The organism is Pseudomonas sp. SMV71 (assembly GCF_052042015.1).
GTDB lineage: Bacteria > Pseudomonadota > Gammaproteobacteria > Pseudomonadales > Pseudomonadaceae > Aquipseudomonas.
This window is the reverse complement of sequence record NZ_JBKGGU010000003.1, coordinates 190,856-204,706: the sequence shown is the minus strand read 5'-3', so window position 1 is coordinate 204,706 and position 13,851 is coordinate 190,856. Positions and strand designations below refer to the sequence as shown.

The following is a 13,851-nucleotide window of genomic DNA, read 5'->3' as shown; positions in this document are numbered from 1 at the left end:
GCCTAGGCTCCGATCAGGAATGAGAGGTGGCAGCGAACGCCTTCCGGGGCAAAGAAGAGTTCAAAACTGCCGTCCAGGTCGCGCTCGATGCAACGTTTCATCAGGCGGGAACCCAGCCCTTCCCGCTCCGGTTGCAATACCAGTGGCCCGCCGCGCTCCCGCCAATCCAGGGCGAACAGCGTACCGTCGGGCTGCGCGTTCAACTGCCAGGTGACGGACAGCGTACCCGTCTCCACGGACATCGCGCCGTACTTGAGCGCGTTGATCGCCAGTTCGTTGAGGGTCATCGTGAGGTTGAGCGCAACCCGGGTACCGATGTCGATGGACGGGCCCTCAACGACGATCCGCTGTGGATCACTGCCGAATACCGGCATCAGGACTTCCTGGGCCAGGGAATCCAGCGGCGTGTTGCCCCAGTGCCGGCGGGTCAACAGATCATGGGCGCGGGACAGCGCCAGGAGCCTGGCTTCGAAACGTTTGTAGCCGTCCTTTGCATCCTCTGCGTCGCGTGACGTCTGGACCGCCAAGGACTGTACGGTGGCGAGGGTGTTCTTGACCCGATGATTGAGTTCATCGATCAGGGTTTTCTGACGATTTTCAGCTTGCCTGCGCTCAGTGATGTCTACCAGCATGTTGATCGCCCCCACCAGATTTCCCTCGGCGTCATGCAAGGGCGTGGGATACGGAGCGAAAGGTACGCGGGTGCCGTCCGGGCGCTCGGCAATGGCTTCGACACCACGTATCGGCCGGTTTTCCCTCAAGGCCACCGCCATCGGACACTGATCGTGGGGCAGTGGTGTCTCGTCGGTGTTGAAGAGTTTCCAGGTCACGCACCACATGTCGCCCAGCGCCGGGGTACGGCCGGACAGTTCCACCGCTGCGCGGTTGTAGAACGTGATGCGGCCTTGCGCATCGGTCGTATACACCGCGGCGGGCAGCGCTTCGAGGAGGTTACGCATGTGCCGTTCGCTCTCGCGGACCTGCATTTCCATGCGCCGCGCCGCGGTCACATCCTGGATGACTCGCACGCCATAGCTAAACTGGCCGGCCGCATTCCTTACCGAGGAGCTGTGTACGTCCAGATAGAGGACTTGGCCATCGGGCTTCACGGCGCGCTTACGGAACACGTAGCTGTCCATTTCGCCGGCGACCTGCCGAGCGTATGAAGCCGCGTCCTCACTGACGGATTCCGGATGGGTGTAGTCGAGGAAAGACATCGCCAGCAGTTCTTCCCGCGAGCGGCCGAGCATGTGGCACAGCGCATCGTTCACCCGCAGCAGATGACCGTTGGCATCGGCCTCGGCGATGCCAATGGTGGCGGCTTCATAGGTGGCCGCCAGGCGGTTATCGCTCTCCTGGCGGGCTGCCTCGGCGGCATGCATGCAAGTCACGTCAATGGTGAAGCAGCGCGTGTTGAACAGCTTGCCGGCTTCGAAACGGCCGTTGGAGGTGATGGTGACATGCTTGATCGAACCGTTCTTGGCCTTCAGGCGCGCCGGATAGCTTTCCAGGCAATCGCCGCTGCTCAACTTGTTGAGGATGTCACCGATCACCGGTTCGTCGGCATGGAATTCAGCGATGTGTCGGCCGATGTATTCGTCAGCCGAGTAGCCCAGCAGTGCCAGCTCGGCCTTGTTGGCGCGCAGGATGACGCCGTCGCCGCTGACAATGTGCAAGCCGACCGCGCTGTTTTCGAAAAAGTCTTCGAGGTCGGCGGTTTTGCGCCGCAGTTCCTCGGCCACGGCATGGTGTGCCGAGACGTCCTGGAAGCAGTTGATCGCGCCCTGGATAACACCGTGCCGATCCCTGAGGGCACGGATGTTCATCAGCGCGACGAACCGCGAACCGTCCGCGCGCTGGATGATGACTTCCTGGTTTCGCGCCGTGACACCGGTGCTGAGAGCCTGGGCGGTCGGGCACTGATCAAAAGCCAGGGGCGTGCCGTCCATCATGAACAGGCGATGGGAGCCGCAGAAGCGGTCGCCGTTTTCGCCGAGCACCGGTGTGCGTCCCCACAACCCGGCCGCCTCGCTGTTGTACCTGACAAGCCAGCCGTCGCGATCGCACAGGTACACCGCACCGGGAATGGCTTCGAGCGCGTTTTCGCCGATGGAAAACAGACTTTCGTATTCGCTCGGTGCCAGATTTTCCCTGGGCAGCTCTTCAATGTTCGACATTGTCATCCTCAATCTTTCACGGCGCCGCAATGGAGTCTAGAGTCCATTTGCCTCCAGGAGTTCAGGAGGAACCCGGCGCCAGATCCCTTGGGCCTCAAAACCGGACAGGAATTGAGGCACGTCCACCATTAACGCACGCAGTAGCGGCTTCGGACACCGCGACGCGCGCAGCTGCTCTATCACTGTATCAAATCCGATGGTCTGTCATGCAGGATGTGTGGCCAGCTTACGTCGCTTGACGGAGGATAACCTTCTACTATCCTCAGTATCAGCCCTGACTCCAGCGTCCTAAGGGCATAAACGACGATAATGAGAGCAGTTGAGAGCAGCAAGTGCGCTACTGCTGTGGGATAGGAAGTCGGGCTGAAGCTGAACATACCCAGCCTTGGTTGTAGTTTTCACAACAGCACTTCTCAGGATAGCTCCATTCAGGATAGCTTCATGGAGAGTGCATGATGAACAAAACCTATAATTTGCTTGTGAAGTTCACCCCAAATAGTATTTCCAAGGTAGCAAATGGAAAGATTTTTTTTAATGAATCAGAAAAAACATCAAAGAATGCGAGCGTTTTATCTAATTTAGAATATCGCCATGCCATTCCGGATCTAGCAAAGACAGGTGAAATAAAGAACGAAGAAAATAGCATTGACTTCTCTCAATACAAGGGGCTTGTTTATATTGAAAACGCACCCACCATGCCATTTGAAGAATTGCAGCGCCTCGCAACGGCGTTGAGAGACATGGCAATTGTAGAATACGTCGAGCTCGAGCCAGTCGAGCCTGAGCTTGATCCCGCCGGGCCTGCTCCGACGTCGTCAGACGAAGGCATGTCAGCGGGCCCAGCAAGTACGACTCCGAATTTTGTTGATCGGCAGGATTACCTCCAGGGCGATTCGGGATCAAATGTTATTGGTATCGATGCCATGAATGCTTGGCGATTATTTGAGGCTACAGGACAAGGAATTAGATGTGCAGATATCGAAAACGGCCATTTTGCCTACGACCATGAAGATCTGGAAGGCGCTAATTTTATAGAGCTCGTTCCACTGCCCGGTGGGAATGTTGATGACCACGGGACGGGAGTTGCTGGTATCGTGTTTGCTAGAAACAATGAATTTGGCATGCTGGGCATTGCCTATGACATTGATACATTTTACGGTATTTCACAGGGACCTCTTGGCCGTGTTGGCGGCATTGCCGAGGGCTTGAAACATTTAAGAGCCGGTGACGTTTTCATATATGAAATGCAAACTGGCGGCCTTAATAGCGAATTGGTACCCGCTGATTTTAACAGAGGTGTCTGGGACATAACGAAACAGGCCACCGATGCTGGAATTATCGTTGTCGCCGCCGCCGGTAATGGCGGTGAGGACTTAGACCATCCGTTTTATGACGAATATAAAAGTCGCGGGGACAATGGGAGCATTCGCGTCGGTGCAGGAACACGAACCGGCCGTAATCGCTTCGTTTTTTCTACGTATGGTAGCCCGATACATTTACAAGCGTGGGGTGATGGCTATATAGCTACTTGCGGCAAGGGTGATCTTTTCAATGAAGGGCGTACGAGGACTTATACCTCAATTTTTGCAGGAACTTCTGCGGCCACTGCAGTTGTAGGAGGAGCCGTCATTGCGGTGCAGTCATGGTGTAAAAGAACTGGCAAGGTATTAACCCCAAGACAGATGAGAGAGCTGTTGATTCGGACGGGGACAGCCCAAGGAACAGGTGGGCATATCGGTCCACTTCCCCATATCGTGAATGCCATCGCTTCACTGTCGGCAGCCCAACTACCAGGGCCGGAGATCTGAAGAGCCCAGCGGCAGCCACTCGCTCTGACCATGGCACCTCCTACACACGACACGCCGGCGCGCTTCAAAACCTGAAGAGCGCCTGGGGTGCCTGGACCGTTAACGCATGCATCAACGACGTCGAACATTCCAACGCACGCAGCTGTGCCATCACCGTCTCGAAGCCGACATGTTGTTCATGCTGAGTGTGCGGCCAATCGCTGCCCCACACCAGGCGTTCGGGGCCGAAACTGCGCTCCAGCACCGCCAGCGAGGCGCGGGCGAATTCAAGGTTCTGCGAGGCCGTTGCGCCCAATCGATAGATACCGGACACCTTCATCCACACCTGTCCGCCCTGCCCCAGCGTCATCAATTGGGCAAAGCCAGGTTGATCCAGGCCCAGACGCGCATCCGGGCGACCGAAATGATCGACTACCAACTTGATGCCCAGTGGCAACAGCTGAGCCATCAACCCCGGCAAGTCCACCAGGTTGGCATGCAACTCGACATGCCAATCCAGTTCGGCGATGTGGCCCAAGATGCCGCTCCAGGCGGCGTCCCGAAAATCAGGCAAGGCTTTGCCCATCAGATTCAAGCGCACACCGACCACGCCCAACCGGGCCATGTCGTCCAGCTCAGCTCGGCTGACGTCTCGCTCCACCACCACGACGCCGCGCAACTGCTGCGGTGCTTGCCGTAGGGCGGCCAGCAGGTAGCGGTTATCGGTACCGAGAAAGCTCGGCTGTACCAACACGCCATGGCTCAAGCCATGAGCGTGCAAGTGGCTCAGGTATTGAGCGAGCGTGGCGTCATAGTCGGGTGTGTAGCGCCGGACAGCCGCCAGTTCCAGCTCACGACTGAACACGTGGGCGTGGCAGTCAATGCCGGTCATGGGCTTAGTACAGGTATCAAGCATGGGTTTCATCTATCGACAATAAGGAAATCAGGCTCGGGCGCTCTGGCTGTCACGTTCAACCACCGGCGCCGATGCAGCAGCGGCTTGCAGGCTACGCCCACGGGTTTCCGGCAGGCACAGCGCCGCGAGCACTGCCACGCCATAGGCGATCCCGGCATCGATGCCGATGGCCGAGCCCAGGGACATGGAATCACTCATGTGTCCTACCAGGAACGGGAACACCGCCGACAGCACTCGGCCGAAGTTGTAGCAGAACCCCACGCCGGCGCCGCGCACGTCTGCAGGGTACAACTCGTTGAACAGCGCCCCGAGGCTCGCCGGGATGCCCGCCGCGAAGAAACCCAGCGGGAAACCGAGGAACAGCATCTGGGTATTGGTCAGCGGCAGGAACACGTAACATTGCACGGTCACGACGCAGCATAACGCGAACAACACGATGTTCTTGCGTCGGCCAATGCGGTCGATCAACAGGCCGCTGACCACGCAACCGCACCAGAAGGCGAAGATGATCACCGCCAGGTAACCGCCTGAGTTGAGCACCGACAGGTTGCGTTCGGTCTTGAGGAAAGTCGGCAGCCACGTCATCACCGCGTGGTAGCCACCGTGTGCCCCCAACCCCAGCAATCCGCCGAACAAGGTCACGCGCAGCAGCTCGGGGCGGAAGATACCGCCAAGGGATTTGAAGAAGCTCTTGGGAATCACCTGGTCTTTTTGCAGGCGCTGGTAACTGTCGGGCTCCTCGACGTTGCGACGCACCCAGATAATCAGGAACGACGGCAACAGGCCCACGATGAACATCACGCGCCAAGCCATGTCCTGCGGCACGAATGAATAGATCAGGGTGAAAACTCCGACCGCCATCCCCCAACCCACCGCCCAGGCACTTTGCACCGTACCCATGACTTTGCCACGGTATTTGGGATTGATGGTTTCAGCCATCAGTACCGCGCCGGCGGCCCACTCTCCACCGATCCCGAAACCCTGCAGGGCCTTGACGATCAACAGTTGGTGAAAGCCGGTGACAAAAGCCGACACAAAGGTGAAGAACGAGAACCAGAGAATCATCCATTGCAAGGTGCGCACCCGGCCGTAGCGGTCCGACAGGGTCCCGCCGACCCAGCCGCCCAGCGCCGAGGTGACCAGCGTGACGCCGCTGATCAAGCCCGCATCACCCTTGGACAGGGCGAATGCGGCGATCAAGGCGGGGATCGCCAGGCCGAACATCTGGACTTCCAGCGCGTCGAGCGACCAGCCGCCGAAGCAGGCCCAGAACGTCTTGCGCTCACGCGCGGTGATTTGGCGATACCAGCTGAACATGATTTCTTATCCTTATTCGTCAAACGATAGGCAGCCGAGAGCGAACCGCGCCGCTACAGGGCCAGTGAAGGCAAACAAAACGATCAGGACAGCGGCGAGCAATGCGCCGCTGAACGTGCTGCTAATCCGATCGCGTCAGCGGATTTCCACCTGATAACGGAAGTGTTCGGCGTGCCCGCGGGAACGACGCCACTCCAAGGGATTGCCGGCGTAATCACGGGCCAGGCGCTCGATCACCACCACCGGGCTGTTGACCGGTACCTGAAGCAATCTGGCGTGTATTTCATTCACCGATTCGGCGGTAAGGGTTTCTTCGGCATAGGCCACGACCTGCCCGCAAATCTCTTCGTAAATGGGGTAAAGCAGCGGCCCTTTCTGGTCCAGGTCGATCTCCAGCAACGGCTGGAAGCGACCACGAGGCAACCAGATTTCTTCGGCGAGCACCGGCTCTACTTCCAGCAACCGCAAGCGGACGATGCGTATCACCGGCGCATCGACCGGCAGCCCCAATGCCTGGGCCACCGCTGAAGGCGCGGCCACCGGCTCAATGGACAGAATGCGGCTCTGCGGCACCCGGCGCTCGCCGCAGGCGCTTTGAAAGCGAAAGAAACGGAACAACGATGACTGGAACTGCGGCCGGCGAATGAAGGTGCCGCGCCCCTGCTGACGCTCCAGGATGCCTTCGCTGACCAGCGCATCGACGGCCTTGCGCACCGTGCCGGTGGACAATTGATATTCGGCCGAGAGCGCGGCCTCGGTGGGAATCGCCTCCCCCGGACGCCAGCGGTTATTGGCAATCTGTTCAGCCAACTGATCGCGTAGGCGCTGATAAAGCGGCAGGCGTGCATCACTGGGGAGCGAGTTCATTGACCTTATTCACCTTGTTATCTAGTCATATATATGAATATGGCGAGGAGTATTTGCTTGCATCGGGGCATTGTCAACTAATCGTGCAAACCTGCTTGAGTCAACGGTCGCGACACATCACTGGACCGGAGACAGATAGACCCTTGGCCTGAGGGCGTAGTACAGTGCTCGAAAGCCGATAAATATCCACTTTGTGATGTCCCTGTGACAGGATCTGAATGTCAGGTGTCTTGCGTGGGTCATCCCTCTGCCGCGACGGTAACCGCATGATCGAAATCACCGAAGTCTCCATCGCCCAACTGCGGGCTGCGCTCGAGTCCGGCCAGACGACGGCGGTCGAATTGGTCCAGGCCTACCTTGCCAGGATCGACGCCTACGACGGTCCCGATACACCCACGGCCCTGAACGCGGTGGTGGTGCGCAATCCTGAAGCCTTGAAAGAAGCGCAGGCGTCCGATGCGCGTCGGGCCAGCGGCCAGACCCTGGGCCCGCTCGATGGCATTCCCTATACGGCCAAGGACAGTTATCTGGTCAAGGGCCTCACTGCCGCTTCCGGAAGCCCGGCGTTCAAGGATCTGGTGGCGTACCGCGATGCGTTCACCATCGAGCGTCTGCGCGCCGCCGGCGCCATCTGCCTGGGCAAGACCAACATGCCGCCGATGGCCAATGGCGGCATGCAACGCGGGGTTTATGGCCGGGCGGAGAGCCCGTACAACGGTGACTATCTGACCGCCCCGTTTGCCTCGGGCTCCTCGAACGGTGCCGGCACGGCGACGGCCGCCAGTTTCGCCGCGTTCGGCCTGGCGGAAGAGACCTGGTCGAGCGGGCGCGGTCCGGCTTCGAACAACGGCTTGTGCGCCTACACGCCCTCACGCGGGGTGATTTCGGTGCGCGGCAACTGGCCGCTGACGCCGACCATGGACGTGGTGGTGCCCTACGCCCGGACCATGGCCGACCTGCTCGAAGTGCTGGATGTGGTGGTCGCGCACGATCCGGACACACGCGGCGACCTGTGGCGGATGCAACCTTGGGTGCCGATCCCGAGTGTAGACTCGGTTCGCCCGGCCTCGTATCCGAGCCTCGCTAGCCATCCAGGCGCTCTGGCCGGCATTCGCTTTGGCGTGCCACGGATGTACATCAATGCCGATCCCGAGGCAGGTACCTCTGAAGCTCCCGGCATCGGCGGCCCGACCGGACAGCGAATCGTCACCCGTGCCTCGGTGATCGATCTTTGGGAGCAGGCCCGTAAGACGCTTGAGGCCCACGGCGCCGAGGTGGTCGAGGTGGAATTCCCGTTGGTGTCCAACTGTGAGGGTGATCGACCCGGTGCGCCAACGGTGTTTACCCGGGGCCTGGTGTCCAAAGAGTTCCTGCACCATGAACTGTGGGACCTGTCGGCTTGGGCGTTCGACGACTTCCTGCGGGCCAACGGCGATCCGAAATTGAACCGCCTGGCGGATGTCGACGGACCGCAGATCTTTCCCCACGATCCGGGCACCCTGCCCAACCGCGAGGATGATCTTGCCGCCGGTATGGACGAATACGTGAAGATGGCCCAGCGCGGCATTACTCCTTGGGATCAGATCCCAACCCTGCCGGACGGACTGCGAGGCCTGGAGCAAACGCGTCGGATCGACCTGGAAGACTGGATGGATCGGCTTGGGCTCAACGCGGTGATCTTCCCGACCGTGGCCGATGTCGGACCGGCGGATGCGGATGTCAATCCGGTGTCTGCCGACATCGCCTGGAGCAACGGTATCTGGGTCGCTAATGGCAACCTTGCGATCCGCCACCTGGGCGTGCCCACCGTGACAGTGCCTATGGGCGTCATGGCCGACATTGGCATGCCGGTCGGCCTGACATTTGCCGGCCGAGCCTATGATGATTCGGCATTGCTGCGGCTGGCTTCGGCGTTCGAGGCGACTGGGTCGAAACGCCAGATTCCACCGCGCACGCCACCGTTGTCGGCTGGGTCGGGTCGGTGATCTGATTCGTTCTTGGGGCTGCTTCGCAGCCCAGCGGGAGCAAGCTCCCTCGCCACGAGATCGGCATATTCACAGGCAAAACACCCGAAGCCCATGTGGGAGCGAGCTTGCTCGCGATAGCGTCAGACCGGCCATCCCGGCTGACCCTCGCGGGAGCAAGCTCCCTCGCCACAAGATCGGTACCTGTGCATCACCTCTGTGGCGAGGGGATTTATCCCCGTCGGGCTGCGCAGCGGCCCCAAAAGGCTAAACGCAACCTTCCTGATACACCGAGGTGACTGGATCAAAGGCTGCTGTGCCCCCCCAAGCGTGGATGAGTCCTACCGCCACAGGGGTTTGCCCACCTCTTTGGCTTCGCGCCGAGGCTCAATACCAGTGCCTACACAAAACCCGTGGCGAGGGAGCTTGCTCCCGCTGGGCTGCGCAGCAGACCCAAAAGCTTGAACGCAGACAACCTGACGTCCCCCAGAAACAGAGCCAAGGGCTGAACGCAATTAACAACGTTTAACTCACGCCCTCACCCTCCCGCCTCCAAGAATGACGCCCTCTGCTCAAATCTGTCTTCCACCACGGGAAGCTGCTGACCTCCCGTGGGGATGCAGCATTACCGTCTGACATGGATTTTCTGTCATGGCTCACGCTCGATACAGCCCCGCCACGCTCAGGCCATTCTGGCTCCTGGCCCTGCTCACCGGTAGCGCAACGTCAGCAATGGCGGCGCAACCACCGAAAGAGATTCCCGGTTTTCTCGAAGACGCGAACCTGCAAGTCCTCAGCCGCAACTTCTACCTGAACAATGACTACCGCTCCCCCACGCCATCGGGCAAAAGCTACAAGGCGGAATGGGCCCAGGGCTTCATCGCCTCGTTCGAGTCCGGTTTCACCCCCGGCGCCCTTGGCGTAGGCATCGATGCCCATGGTTTCCTGGGTTTGAAACTGGATGGCGGCAAAGGGCATTCCGGAACGGGACTGCTGCCGCTGGATGACGATGGGCGCGGTGAAAACAGCTACTCCAGCGCTGGCGGTGCGCTGAAGTTCAAGACCTCCAACACCACCCTGGCGGTCGGGGAAATGACTGTGGAGACCCCGGTATTCGACACCGCAGACAAGCGCCTGCAACCGGAGTACGCCAGTGGCCTGCTGCTGTCGAGCAAGGAACTGGCATGGCTCGACCTGCAAGCCGGTCACTTCAGCGCCTTCAAGAATCAGGACGCCTCGACCAGCCGCGGCGACTTTTCCGGCTATGGAGCCACGACACGCAACCACGACATCGATTTCATCGGCGCCGACCTGCTCAGCGACCAGCCAGTCGGGGGTGCCGTCTACGCTTCCGAACTGAGCGACACCTGGCGCCAGTACTACGCCAATCTACACGTTACGGTCAGCAACCTGTTTCTCGACGGCAACCTCTACCACACCCGTGATCAAGGCAAGGCCGCCGCCGGGGCCATCGACACCACCGCCTACAGTCTGTCCGGCAAATACAGGCTCGACGCCCAGGCGTTCACCCTGGCTTATCAAAAAATCAACGGCGACACGCCTTTCGATTTCGTCGGTGGTGACTCGATCTACCTCGCCAACTCGATCAAATACGCCGACTTCAACGGCCCGGGCGAACGCTCCTGGCAAGCGCGCTATGACCTCGACCTGGGTACTTTGGGGATTCCCGGCCTGAGCTTCATGGCCCGCTATGTCACCGGACGCGGCATCGACGGCAGCCACGCCCCACAAGGCGGGGTCTACAACCCGTTCGATAGGGACAGTGGCACCTACCGACCGCAGCAAGGAGACGGCGGACGCCACTGGGAGCGCGACCTGGATCTGCATTACGTGGTGCAGTCCGGACCGGCCAAGGACTTGTCGCTGCAACTGTCCCACGTCACTCACCGAGCCAACGACGCCCAGGCCGGCGATGACATCGACCGGCTGTACGTGGTCATCCAGTACCCGCTCAAGTGGGGCCCGTTCTGAACCGGTCTACAGGCGAAAATATTGCTGCATGGCCTGGGCCAGCAGGTCCACCGCCTGTTCATTGTGTGAGTCTTGCGACCGTTGGAAGACCACCTCGTGTTCCGCGATGAAGGGCAACCCATCGAGGATCTGCATGGCCTCCGTCACCCGCGCACGGTCTATCAGGCTGATCGCCAGGCCCGCTTCGACGCACGCCTTGACCGCCTGGTTGGAAGGGCTTTCCAGGACGATGCGGGTTCGGCGGCCGCTTTGACGCAGCGACTCCATCATCACCTGCCGGTATGGACACTGCGTTGCGTGCACCGCCAACGGCAGCGGATCCATCCCGGCCAGGACAACATGGGCTGGCCCCACCCAGACCGGTCGGGTGGTAACCAACACCTGCGCCTCGGCGCTCGACGCGCTCTTCGGTTGGGTGATGACCGCCGCCTGGAGCTTGCCCCGCTGCACCAGATCACGCAGCGCGTAGCTGGGCGCCGTCTTGAGTTCCAGCACCACGTTTGGCCAGGCGCTCGTGAATATGGGCAGGATGTCGCGAATGACATGGTCGGCGTATTCATCCGGGACGCCCAGGGTCACGCGCCCTGCCAGGCGGGAACCCTGCAGATCGGCCAGCACCCGGTCATGGGTAGCGAGCAGTTCCGTGGTCGAGGCCAGCAGGCGCCTGCCCAGGGTCGTAAGGGAAACCGATTGATTGTCCCGGTTCAGCAGACGGCCCCCGGCAACCCCTTCCAGGCGCTGTATGTGCACGCTCACCGCCGCCGGGCTCTTGTGCAGGAGCTGGGCCGCAGCGCTGAACTTGCCGATGCGTGCCACTGCGTGAAACGTCCGGATCAAGTCGATGTCGAGAATTGCCGTCATGATTCATCCTTTGTGAATGACTGATGCAGGATATTTTGATTTATTAGACTACGCCGGTTTCGTAGCCTGTGGTCATGAACCTGCCCAACTGCACCACCCGGCGCCAATGGCATCAGGCCGTGCCACTGCCGCTACTTGAAGCGGCCTTGCTGCTCACGTGGAGTTCCGGCTTCGTCGGCGCGCGCTTTTCCATCGACTATGCGCCGCCATTGCTGGTGGTGTTCTGGCGCTGCGTGGTAATCACGTTGGTTCTGCTGCCCTTCGTTGCCCGTCAACTGCGGCATACATCTGGGGTCGTGCTGCTGAAAAACGCCGGTATCGGCCTGCTTGCCATGGCCGGCTACCTGGCAGGCATCACCCAAGGGATCGCCCTGGGTGTGCCGGCGGGTGTGGCCGCGCTGGTAGCCGACCTCCTGCCACTGGGCATGGCGTTACTGGCGGCCGGTGTGCTCGGGCAGCGGCTGGCCTGGCAGGTATGGATCGGGCTGTTCATCGGCCTGGGCGGCGTTGCGCTGGTGACCCATGGGGCACTGGCATGGGGGCACGCGCCGTTATGGGCGTATGCCTTGCCACTGCTCGGCATGCTTTCGCTCGCCGTAGCGACGTTGTGGCAAAAGCAGCTAGCGACCACAGAAACCCTGGGCCTGCTGCCCAATCTCTGGCTGCAATGTTGCGTTTCAGGAGTAGCCTTCGCCGTGGTCGAAGGCACCCAGGGCAGCCTGGCGCCGGTCCTGAACACCGGCTTCGCGCTGAGCGTGCTGTGGACCGCCGGGCTGTCAACGATGGGCGGCTACGGACTCTACTGGCTGTGCTTGCGTCGTGCGAGCGCCACCCGGGTCGCCAGCGTCCTTTACCTCAGCCCGCCGATCACCATGCTCTGGGCCTGGGCGATGTTTGGTGAGCCCCTTTCATGGCAGATGGTGGTGGGCATGGCCGTTTCCGGCATGGGCATCTGGCTGGTCGTGCGCATGGAAGCCCGGCAAGCCCAGCGGCAAAAAAACCGGCGGCTGGAGGCAGCCTAAGCGTTCAGGATATTTCGCGATGCTCGAGCTCCCGAGTCAGATGGGTCGTCAGCACTTCCAGTAAAACAGCGACCTTGGGCAACGTTTCACGCTGCTTCTGCCAGAGCAGGTTGATCGCCATACCATCGGTCGCCGAATCAGCAAGTACTTGCACCAGGGTCCCCTCCTCAAGTTGCCGCTGGATCAGCCATGAAGGTAACTGGGCAATCCCGCATCCTGACAGCACGGATATCACCAGGCCTTCTCCATCGCCCACGATCAATGTCGGAGTCATTTGTCTTCTGACGATTTCCCCTGGGCGGCTGCCGGCGAAATTCCACGAGCTGATTCTCCCGTCCGGCCAACCGTAGGCGATGCACTGGTGATGCTCCAGCTCCGACTCGGTGAGGGGGAGCGCCATGCTCGGCGAGGTACAAGGGAGACGCGCAGAGCACATGCCATTCGCGGCCCAGGTGGCGGTGCCCCACCGTGTCCGGCCAGACACCCGTGCCTCCCAACGCAACGACGATGTCTGCGCCCTCCTGGAGCGGATCGACGGAATGATCGGAAAATGAAATATGCGGCACCAACAACGGGTAATCCTGCAGGCAACGCAGAATGATGGGGAGCACCTGGGAACGGCCGAAGGCTCCCGGAAGGTGGAGTCGAACCCGGCCTCGTGGCTCGGTGTGCTCGGCATGCAGGGAAAGCTCGGCCTCTTCAAGGTCAGTCAGCACCCCGGTGCAAGTGCGATAGAAAGCCGTTCCTGCGTCGGACAGCGAAACGCGTCGGGTCGTGCGTTCGAACAATCGAACCCCAAGCCGGCCCTCAAGGCGAGCAACGCTCTTGCTGACCGCAGACGCTGTCAGATTCAGGCGATCTGCGGCGATTCTGAAACTACCGGACTCGGCAACGCAGACGAACACATCGATGCCTTTCAGCCGTTCGGAGTCAAACATAGACGCCCTT

At 60.5% G+C, this 13,851-nt stretch carries 9 protein-coding genes and 1 pseudogene; 4 read left to right on the top strand and 6 right to left on the bottom strand.

The window, feature by feature from the left end; genetic code table 11:
• Nucleotides 1–2: 2 nt before the first annotated feature.
• Nucleotides 3–2,177, bottom strand: coding sequence for a PAS domain-containing sensor histidine kinase (locus ACLEJQ_RS04015; protein ID WP_440792394.1), 2,175 nt, complete (start codon nucleotides 2,175–2,177; stop codon nucleotides 3–5).
• A gap of 452 nt (nucleotides 2,178–2,629) precedes the next feature.
• Between ACLEJQ_RS04015 and ACLEJQ_RS04010 the strand changes: the two genes are divergently transcribed.
• A complete protein-coding gene (locus tag ACLEJQ_RS04010; RefSeq protein ID WP_440792392.1) occupies nucleotides 2,630–3,985 on the top strand; it encodes a S8 family serine peptidase in 1,356 nt (451 codons plus the stop codon).
• Between the two features lie 64 nt (nucleotides 3,986–4,049).
• Here ACLEJQ_RS04010 and ACLEJQ_RS04005 read toward each other — a convergent pair whose 3' ends face one another.
• The 3 genes from ACLEJQ_RS04005 to ACLEJQ_RS03995 all read right to left on the bottom strand — a co-directional run bounded on the left by ACLEJQ_RS04005 (nucleotide 4,050) and on the right by ACLEJQ_RS03995 (nucleotide 7,064).
• Nucleotides 4,050–4,880 (bottom strand): amidohydrolase family protein, encoded by an 831-nt coding sequence (locus ACLEJQ_RS04005; protein WP_440792390.1) that lies wholly within the window; start codon nucleotides 4,878–4,880, stop codon nucleotides 4,050–4,052.
• Nucleotides 4,881–4,907: 27 nt separating this feature from the next.
• Entirely contained in the window at nucleotides 4,908–6,197 is a 1,290-nt protein-coding gene (locus ACLEJQ_RS04000) for an MFS transporter (RefSeq protein WP_440792388.1), read from the bottom strand.
• Nucleotides 6,198–6,332: 135 nt separating this feature from the next.
• Complete coding sequence (locus ACLEJQ_RS03995; protein WP_440792386.1) at nucleotides 6,333–7,064, bottom strand: GntR family transcriptional regulator; 732 nt, start codon at nucleotides 7,062–7,064, stop codon at nucleotides 6,333–6,335.
• 266 nt (nucleotides 7,065–7,330) lie between these two features.
• Between ACLEJQ_RS03995 and ACLEJQ_RS03990 the strand changes: the two genes are divergently transcribed.
• Both ACLEJQ_RS03990 and ACLEJQ_RS03985 read left to right on the top strand, forming a co-directional pair.
• On the top strand, nucleotides 7,331–9,049 hold the full coding sequence (locus tag ACLEJQ_RS03990) for an amidase (protein ID WP_440792384.1): 1,719 nt from the start codon (nucleotides 7,331–7,333) through the stop codon (nucleotides 9,047–9,049).
• Between the two features lie 630 nt (nucleotides 9,050–9,679).
• Nucleotides 9,680–11,020 carry an OprD family porin gene (locus ACLEJQ_RS03985; RefSeq protein ID WP_440792382.1) on the top strand — a complete coding sequence of 447 codons (1,341 nt, stop codon included), beginning with the start codon at nucleotides 9,680–9,682 and terminating at the stop codon, nucleotides 11,018–11,020.
• 6 nt (nucleotides 11,021–11,026) lie between these two features.
• On the opposite strand, the gene ACLEJQ_RS03980 is transcribed toward ACLEJQ_RS03985, so the two are convergent.
• On the bottom strand, nucleotides 11,027–11,881 hold the full coding sequence (locus tag ACLEJQ_RS03980; RefSeq protein ID WP_440792380.1) for a LysR family transcriptional regulator: 855 nt from the start codon (nucleotides 11,879–11,881) through the stop codon (nucleotides 11,027–11,029).
• Nucleotides 11,882–11,955: 74 nt separating this feature from the next.
• Between ACLEJQ_RS03980 and ACLEJQ_RS03975 the strand changes: the two genes are divergently transcribed.
• Nucleotides 11,956–12,903, top strand: coding sequence for a DMT family transporter (locus ACLEJQ_RS03975; RefSeq protein WP_440792378.1), 948 nt, complete (start codon nucleotides 11,956–11,958; stop codon nucleotides 12,901–12,903).
• Nucleotides 12,904–12,907: 4 nt separating this feature from the next.
• On the opposite strand, the pseudogene ACLEJQ_RS03970 reads toward ACLEJQ_RS03975, so the two are convergent.
• Nucleotides 12,908–13,841, bottom strand: a pseudogene (locus ACLEJQ_RS03970) (LysR family transcriptional regulator).
• Nucleotides 13,842–13,851 lie beyond the last annotated feature (10 nt).

Coding starts and splice junctions, on each gene's coding strand:
- ACLEJQ_RS03975 (WP_440792378.1), top strand. CDS start 11,956: ATGAACCTGCCCAACTGCACCACCCGGCGCCAATGGCATCAGGCCGTG.
- ACLEJQ_RS04000 (WP_440792388.1), bottom strand. CDS start 6,197: ATGTTCAGCTGGTATCGCCAAATCACCGCGCGTGAGCGCAAGACGTTC.
- ACLEJQ_RS03985 (WP_440792382.1), top strand. CDS start 9,680: ATGGCTCACGCTCGATACAGCCCCGCCACGCTCAGGCCATTCTGGCTC.
- ACLEJQ_RS03995 (WP_440792386.1), bottom strand. CDS start 7,064: ATGAACTCGCTCCCCAGTGATGCACGCCTGCCGCTTTATCAGCGCCTA.
- ACLEJQ_RS03990 (WP_440792384.1), top strand. CDS start 7,331: ATGATCGAAATCACCGAAGTCTCCATCGCCCAACTGCGGGCTGCGCTC.
- ACLEJQ_RS04010 (WP_440792392.1), top strand. CDS start 2,630: ATGATGAACAAAACCTATAATTTGCTTGTGAAGTTCACCCCAAATAGT.
- ACLEJQ_RS03980 (WP_440792380.1), bottom strand. CDS start 11,881: ATGACGGCAATTCTCGACATCGACTTGATCCGGACGTTTCACGCAGTG.
- ACLEJQ_RS04015 (WP_440792394.1), bottom strand. CDS start 2,177: ATGTCGAACATTGAAGAGCTGCCCAGGGAAAATCTGGCACCGAGCGAA.
- ACLEJQ_RS04005 (WP_440792390.1), bottom strand. CDS start 4,880: ATGCTTGATACCTGTACTAAGCCCATGACCGGCATTGACTGCCACGCC.